A 6,329-nucleotide genomic window follows, 5' to 3' on the forward strand; every position below is an offset into this window, starting at 1 on the left:
GTCATGACGGCCGGTCCTCGGAGGTGCGCGGCGACCGGTCACCGCTGACTTCCGGAGGCGACACGGCGTCGCCGCGCCCGGCCGGCACGACGACGACGGCCGCCGCCGCCACGACCGGCCGAGTCCTGGGAGACCACACGGTTCGGCGGTGCATGGCGCTCATCGTGCCACCGCGACCGACGGCGCCGGCCGGGCCCTCCCGGGCCGGACGCGAACGCGCCGGGCAAGTTCCCCCGTCCGAGTGAGACCGCCCGACGCGCGGTGCACCGTCCCCTTGCTGACGCTGCGTCATCCCGGCACGCACACTGGCGTCATGGTCATCAAACCAGTGGTCATCGGTCCGGGGGACTCCCCGGACGACTCGACGGCGCGCGAGATCGACCGGCTCGCGGCCTCGTACTGGGACTTCCTGCTCGTACGAGAGCCGTCGCTGCGCACACGGCGCGGGCTGCCGGTCGAGTCGCTGCCGGGGGTGTCGGCGGCGGAGGCCGACGAGCGCGCCGGGTTCGCCGCGGGAGTGCTGGGCCGGCTGGGCGCGCTGCGGCCCGAGGAGCTGTCCGGTGCCGCCGCCGACACGGCGGGCTTCCTGCGGGCGCTGGCCGAACAGGAGGCGGAGGCGGCACGGTTCCACTGGCTCACCCCCACCGCCACGCCGTACCAGCTCTTCCGCCTCCAGCAGTACGGCGACACGGTCTTCCGCCCGTTCCGCTTCGAGCACCGGGCCGACGCGGACCGGTACGCGACCCTCGTACGGGACCTGGCCCGGTGTGTCGCGACGATCGGCGACAAGGTCGCCGGGCAGGCGGCACGGGGCATTCGCGTCCACGCTCCGGCCCTGACCGGTGTCCGCACCACGCTCACCCGGCTGCGGGAGTCGACGGCCCGGTACGTCCGGGCGGACGCCGGACGGCTCACCCGGCTCGACACGGCCGGCCGGGGCCGGCTGCGCGACGCCGTGGAACGGCTCGTCGCCGCCGAACTGGAGCCGGCGTACGACCGCCTGATCGCCCTCGTGGGCGACCCGCACTACCTCCGGCAGGCGCCGCAGGCCGTCGGCTGGGCCCGCTACCCGGAAGGCGAGGCGGCCTACCGGGCCTTCGTCCGGACGTACACCTCCGGCGACACACCGCCCGAACGCCTCCACGAACTCGGCCGCGAGCACTGCCGCGAACTCGGCGAGCGGATGCGGGAGATGCGCGACACGCTCGGCTTCGCCGGGACGGAGGCGGAGTTCAACGAACGGCTCGCCACCGAGCCGCGCCTGTACGCCGCCACCCCGGAGGAGGCCGAGGCCCGCTACCGCGGACACCTCGACCGCCTCGCACCGCTGCTGCCGCGGTGGTTCGCGGTCCTGCCCCGCGCCCCCTACGGCGTGGCCCGCCTCGACCCGGCGCTGGAGGGGTCGATGACGTTCGGCTACTACGAACCGCCGACCGCCACGCAGCCGGTCGGCCGCTACCGCTACAACGCCTCCGACCTGGCCCACCGGTCACTGCTCGGCGCGGCCGCGCTGATCTACCACGAGCTGTCGCCCGGCCATCACTTCCATCTCGCCCGCCAGGCCGAGAACACCGCGCTGCCCGACCTGCGACGCGAACTGGTCGCCTTCAGCGGGTTCGAGGAGGGCTGGGCGGAGTACGCGGCGGGGCTCGCCTGGGAGATGGGGCTGTACGACGACCCGTGGGACGCGTACGGACGACTGGCTCACGAGCGCTTCACCGCGCAGCGCCTCGTCGTCGACACCGGACTCAACCTCGGGACGATGACACTGGAGGAGGCGCGCACCTTCATGCGCGACCACGCGGCAGCCGAGTCCGAACGCCAGATCGGCACGGAGTTGTTGCGCTACGCGACCGATCTGCCGGGGCAGGCGCTGACCTACCGGGCAGGTCACGCGGAGTTCACGGCACTGCGGGCGGTGTGCGAACGCGGTGCCGGTGCCGCGTTCGACGTGCGCGCCTTTCACGAGACCGTGCTGGCCGGCGGCACACTGCCGTTTCCCGCACTGCGCCGACGGGTGGAGCGGGAACTGCCCGGGGATTCCCGGGGAGGGCCGCTCTACTCGAAGGAGTGAAGGCCACGGGGAATCTGTAGCCGCCTGCTCGACCTCGGATACTCTCTGTGATGGATGGCGGGGGCTCGCTGATGCGGAATGCACGCATCCCGCCGAGTTCTCTCGTGGTCACTCACGTTTCGCTGTTTCACCTCACCGTTATGTCTTCAATCACCATCTCCTCGACAGAAGAGAAGGATGTTGTGCCATGCCGCCTGTAGTACCTCCTTTCCTGATCGGTCTGATCACCGCATCCCTGGTGAAGAGGCTCGGCAAGCCCTTGATGCGAGGGCTCGTCAAAACGTCGGTGGGGCTGGGAATGGAAGTGAAGCGAGCCGTTCAGGAAGCCGGCGAGGGAATCCAGGATCTCGCGGCCGAGGCGACCGCCGAAGTGCTCACGGCCCAGACCGCACAAGGTGCCGAGCACGGCGGCGGCGCGCCGGAGGACGCCACCGCGGGACGGGTGGCGGCGGCCGCCGGATCGGCGCCCGCGCCCGCAGCCGCGGATGCGAACGAGGGACAGGCCGCCGGTGGGGACAAGCCCGCCGGCAAGAACCGCAGCGCCGGTTCGGTCGCCACCAAGGTGCGCTGAGCCGGCCGGCTCTCGAGGACGACCCCTGATGGAGACAGGCCAGATGTCTGCGACCGCAACCCCTCTGTATTCCGCGGAACTCATCCAGGAAGGCGGTGCCTACAGACTCGTCGTGACCGATCGTCAGCGCCACACCGTGCAGACCGCCTATGTGTCCAGGAGGGCGGTGGAGCAGCTTCCCGTCTTCCTCTCCAAGCTCGACTCCCTGCACCAGCGAGGGCTGCGACGGTGATGACGGCGGCCGAGGCGAACAAGTGGTTCCGGGTCCACCGGCGGGCGGCGGAGCCCCGGCTCCGACTGGTGTGCTTCCCGCACGCCGGCGGCACGGCACAGCTGTTCCACGGCTGGTCCGCGCTGCTGCCGGAGGACGTCGAGGTGCTCGCCGTGCGCTACCCCGGCCGGCAGGACCGGCTCGCGGAAGCCTGCGTCGAGGACATGGCCACCCTGGCCGACACGATCGAGGAGGCACTGCGGCCCTGGCTGGACCGGCCGTCGGCGCTCTTCGGGCACAGCATGGGCGCCTGCGTCGCCTACGAGGTGGCGCTGAGACTCGAAGCCCACGGCATCGTCCCCGAGCATCTGCTGGTCTCCGCGCACGAGGCCCCCCAGCGGGCCGAACACGTCGACCTGCACGACGCCGACGACGCATCGCTGATCACCCATGTCCGTGGTCTCGGCGACCTGCACTCGGAGGCCTACGACATCCCGGAGCTGCGCGATCTGCTGCTGCCCGCCCTGCGTTCGGACTACCGGCTGCTGGCGGGCTACCACCCGGCGCAGCCGGCTCCGGTCAAAACGCCGATCACCGCGTACGTCGGCCAGGACGACCGGAGTTGCGCGCTCGACGCGGTCCTCGCCTGGTCCGGCCTGACCGCCCCCGGCTCCTTCGAACTGCGCCCGTTCCCCGGGGACCACTTCTACCTCGTGGACCGCGAGGCCGAGGTCGTCGCCGATGTGGCGGCCCGCCTCGCCGGCGCGTGCATGGCGCCCGCGGGGCTCCCAGGAGACGATGGTCGTACCGGACGCTGAGACGCGCGGTGTCCCCGGCAGCGGCCACGAAGGCCGGGACGGGAGGGAACCATGCGACCGGGCACACGTGCCGCCGACGCGATACTCCGGCTGCTCGGCCGGGACTGGGCCGGGTCGGCCATCGCGCTGCTGCCCGCGGCCGTGGGCGCATGGTGCCTCGCCCTGGGGTCCGGCTGGCGGATTCTCGGCGGTGTGCTGTGGGCCGTGGCCCTCGCGCTCGGTCTCGGGTCGCTGCGCCATCTGGTGCATGTGGCCCGGGTGCGGGTGAGGTATCCGCCACCCGGACGCATGGTCGACGTGGGCGGCTACCGTATGCACGTCCTGGCCGAGGGGGACGGCGGAGCGCGGCCCACCGTGGTCTGGATGCCGGGCGGCCATGCCGCCGGGTACGCCATGTACCCGCTGCACGCGCTGGCGCGGCAGCAGATGCGCTCGGTCCTGGTGGACCGTCCGGGGGCCGGCTGGAGCGACCTGGGCCCGTTCCCCCGCACGACGGCGGCAGAAGCCGTCGAACTGATCGAAGTGCTGGAGCGGGCCGGTGAAACGGGGCCCTACGTCCTCGTGGGGCACTCGTTCGGGGGGCTGCTCATGGCCAACGTCGCAAGGCGCCGCCCCGACCTGGTGGCCGCTCTGGTGCTGCTCGACCCCACTCCGCCCGATGCCGTCGCCTTCGGCCCGGCGCTTCCGGCCCTGCGGCACGCCCCGAGGAGCCAGACCGTTCTCGCGCTGCGCCACCTCTTCGGCCTGCACCCCCTCGCGGACGGGAAGGACACGCACACCTCCGGCACGCACACCGACGTACACACCTCCGAGGACCCTGCGCGGGTGCTCGCCATGATCGAGCTCAGGACCAAGGCGAACTGTGCCGCGGCATCGATTCTGCGGGAGCTGACGCCGGACGGCATCACCAGGGACGGCTGGCAGACGGCCGTACACGACGGGGAGCTCGGCTCGATGCCCCTCCTCCTGGTGGCGCCGCGCGATCTGACGGGCGGTGGCGAGATCTTCGACGCGGTCGGCGATCCGCAGGAGAGCGCCCGGGTACGGCACTTCTTCCTCACCGTGAGAGAACGGTTCCTCGCGGCCTCCAGCAGGGCGCGGCGGGTCTACACCCCGGAGGGAACCGGCCACGACTTCCCCGATCGCGTACCCGAATTCGTCGTGCAGGTGGTGGACTCACTGCTGGACCAGTGCACGCCGGGCGCGCCGAAATCGCTCTGAATTCCGTTGCGCGGTCACGGTGCGCTGCGGCGGGCTTCCGTCCGAACGAATGAACAGCGTCGGCGTCCACGGGCGTATCGGCCGAGGTCCGACTACCGTGATTTCGGTGGGGGCGGAATTCCTGTCCAGCGCTGTCGGCCAGACGGCAAGAGCGCGTGTGGCGGCGGCAGCCGTGCTGTGTACACAAGAAGAGGGTTCACACATGCTCCCTGCAGTTCCTCCCTTCCTTGTCGGCATGATCGCAGCCCCTCTGGTCAAAAGAGTGGCGAAACCGCTGGCGCGAGGCGTCATCAAGACGTCCGTCGGCCTGACCTTCGAAATCAGGCGTGCGGTCATCGAGGCCGGCGAGGAGATTCAGGGCCTCACCGCCGAAGTGGCCGCCGAGAAGCTGTCGAATTCGGCTCGCGTACGTCGTGGCCATGTCGACGGAGCGGTGGCGGCGCACGGCGCCGCGGTCGGCTGAGGACCGTCGGGGCCGGCCGCCGGCGCCTGCCGGCCGGGGCGGAGCGGCTCAGCACGCATCCGGCGTGCGCGGGAGGCGGGCGAGGAGGCCGAGCGCGAACCGGGCGGCGTTGCGGCTCGCCCGCGGGCTCTCGTCGCCCCGCCCCACCCGGTGGGAAGCCCCGTGCACGACCAGCACGTCGAGGCGCGGATTGAGATAGGCACCTTGCAGGAACCCGTGCCCCTCGGTGTCGACGAGCAGCGCGTCGTGCGCGTGCCGGGCCAGCATTCCGGCCGTCCACGACCTGTCGTCGCCGACGACGGTGGGGCCGGTGGCCACCAGACCCAGGAAGGCCCGGGGGGAGTCGGCGTCCGGCCCCCGCCCGGTCCACGGTTCGCCGCGGGCGAGATGCCGGGCGTACTGGATCATCCGTTGACGTGCTCCCTGGCCTAAAGTCCAGGGATTCCGGCCTGGGTCGTCTGACCCTTCCGGGGGCTTCCTGCTTCAACGCGCTGTGCGGGCACGTGTGCCCGTCTTACCGGCGCTCCACGGGCGTTTGGCGTCTCCACCCGTCCGGTGGCGACGATTCGGCGTCCTTCGAAGAGGATGTTGCGTGCTGCGTTGTGGTCGCGGTCGTGCCCGGCGTGGCATGCGTTGCACGTCCATTTTCGGACGTGCAGGGGCTTGGGGCCGTCCCTGAATCCGCAGGCCGAGCAGAGCTGGGAGGACGGGAAGGCGCGGTCCACCTTGGCGAAGGTGCGGCCGTGCAGAGCCGCCTTGTACTCCAGCATGCCGACGAACGCGGACCATCCCGCGTCGTGCACGGACTTGGCGAGCCGGGTACGGCCGAGGCCGGACACCGCGAGGTCTTCCACGTACACCGCTTGGCTGTCGCGGATGATCTGTGTGGATGCCTGGTGGTGGAAGTCCCGGCGCCGGTCGGCCACCTTGGCGTGCTGGCGTGCGACCTTGATGCGGGCCTTGGCCCGGTT

7 protein-coding genes are annotated in these 6,329 nt (G+C 71.6%); 5 read left to right on the forward strand and 2 right to left on the reverse strand.

The genetic code is table 11. The annotated features are described in order from the left end of the window. Positions 1-313: 313 nt before the first annotated feature. From ABT085_RS42510 to ABT085_RS42530, 5 genes are all read left to right on the forward strand, one after another. Entirely contained in the window at positions 314-2,074 is a 1,761-nt protein-coding gene (locus ABT085_RS42510) for a DUF885 domain-containing protein (protein ID WP_351621373.1), read from the forward strand. A gap of 238 nt (positions 2,075-2,312) precedes the next feature. Continuing rightward, positions 2,313-2,645 (forward strand): DUF5132 domain-containing protein, encoded by a 333-nt coding sequence (locus tag ABT085_RS42515; RefSeq protein WP_351621376.1) that lies wholly within the window; start codon positions 2,313-2,315, stop codon positions 2,643-2,645. Positions 2,646-2,876: 231 nt separating this feature from the next. After that, entirely contained in the window at positions 2,877-3,674 is a 798-nt protein-coding gene (locus tag ABT085_RS42520; RefSeq protein ID WP_351621379.1) for a thioesterase II family protein, read from the forward strand. A gap of 51 nt (positions 3,675-3,725) precedes the next feature. Continuing rightward, a complete protein-coding gene (locus ABT085_RS42525) occupies positions 3,726-4,895 on the forward strand; it encodes an alpha/beta hydrolase (protein WP_351621382.1) in 1,170 nt (389 codons plus the stop codon). Positions 4,896-4,944: 49 nt separating this feature from the next. Further along, entirely contained in the window at positions 4,945-5,358 is a 414-nt protein-coding gene (locus ABT085_RS42530; RefSeq protein ID WP_351621385.1) for a DUF5132 domain-containing protein, read from the forward strand. Positions 5,359-5,406: 48 nt separating this feature from the next. Here ABT085_RS42530 and ABT085_RS42535 read toward each other — a convergent pair whose 3' ends face one another. Together ABT085_RS42535 and ABT085_RS42540 are read right to left on the reverse strand one after the other, a co-directional pair. Further along, the gene (locus tag ABT085_RS42535) at positions 5,407-5,766 is read right to left on the reverse strand and encodes a hypothetical protein (protein ID WP_351621388.1); all 360 of its coding nucleotides are present in this window, start codon (positions 5,764-5,766) and stop codon (positions 5,407-5,409) included. A 20-nt stretch (positions 5,767-5,786) separates the two neighbouring features. Beyond that, positions 5,787-6,329, reverse strand: a 543-nt coding sequence (locus ABT085_RS42540; RefSeq protein WP_351621391.1) for an RNA-guided endonuclease TnpB family protein, incomplete at its 5' end; no start/stop codon positions are given.

The organism is Streptomyces sp. NPDC002265, assembly GCF_040296125.1.
Classification (GTDB): Bacteria; Actinomycetota; Actinomycetes; order Streptomycetales; family Streptomycetaceae; genus Streptomyces.